Here is a 1,075-nt window from a genome sequence, read left to right on the forward strand (position 1 = left end):
CCCGCACCGGGGCCTGCCCGCCGCCCGTGCCGCGCAGCGCGAACCGCCCGCTCCACACCGCCAGCCCCCACAGGGCCAGGGACACCGGCAGCGACCAGAACAGGGTCACGGCGAACAGGGCGATCAGACCGGCCGGCACGCACACGGCGATCAGCGCGGACACCCAGCGCAGCGGGCCCCGCAGGGTCAGCGTCCACCACACGGCGGCCGCGCTGAGCCCCATCCCCGCGATCCCGCACACCAGCAGCAGCAGACCGCGCAGCCCGCCGTAGACGAGGGGGGCCGCCACCGCGAGCGCGGCGGCGGCCAGCGCCCCCCGCGCCGCCCATCGCTGGGCGTGATAGCCCCGCCTGCTCCAGTCCACGGCCATGCTTCCTCCAGTCACCCGGCGTCATCGTAGGACGTGTGCGTACGTGCGTGCGGCCGGATGCCGATCTTCGTCGGGCGGTCCGGTGCCGGCCGTGGCGTCCGGGCCTCGTACCCTCGGCGCCATGTCCTCCCACGTCCTGGTCCTCGGCGGCACCACCGAGGCACGCGTACTGGCCGTTGAGCTGTCCGCCCGTCCCGGCCTCAGGGTGACCACCTCCCTCGCCGGACGCGTGACCCGGCCGGGCGCGGTCGCCGGCGGGTCGCGCGTCGGCGGTTTCGGCGGCGCGGAAGGACTGGCGGACTGGCTGCGCGAGCAGCGTGTGGACGTGGTGGTCGACGCCACGCACCCCTTCGCGGAGACCATCACGGCGAACGCGGTACGGGCCGCGACCGCCACCGGGCTGCCCCTGGTGGTCCTGCGCCGCCCCGGCTGGCAGCCGGGCCCGCGCGACGACTGGCACCCGGTCCCGTCGCTGGACGCGGCCGCCGGCCTGCTGCCCCGGCTCGGACACCGGGTCCTCCTCACCACCGGCCGCCTCGGCCTCGCGGCCTTCGCCCACCTGACGGACCTGCGCTTCGTCGTCCGGTCGGTCGAGCCCCCCGAGCCGCCCGTGCCACCGCACACGCACGTGCTGCTGGCCCGCGGTCCCTTCACCGTGGCCGACGAGACGGCCCTCCTGCGCGACCACCGCGTCGACGTACTGGT

General features: G+C 76.6%; 1 protein-coding gene and 1 pseudogene. One reads left to right on the forward strand and one right to left on the reverse strand.

Annotation, left to right across the window (positions count from 1 at the left end):
• Nucleotides 1–370: pseudogene (locus tag B7767_RS36860) on the reverse strand (diacylglycerol kinase); the annotation flags it as partial.
• 121 nt (nt 371–491) lie between these two features.
• On the opposite strand from B7767_RS36860, the gene B7767_RS36865 reads away from it, so the two are divergent.
• Nucleotides 492–1,075: cobalt-precorrin-6A reductase (locus B7767_RS36865; RefSeq protein ID WP_085575815.1), on the forward strand; the 584-nt coding region annotated here is incomplete at its 3' end.

Source organism: Streptomyces sp. 13-12-16, from assembly GCF_002114215.1.
Taxonomy (GTDB): domain Bacteria; phylum Actinomycetota; class Actinomycetes; order Streptomycetales; family Streptomycetaceae; genus Streptomyces.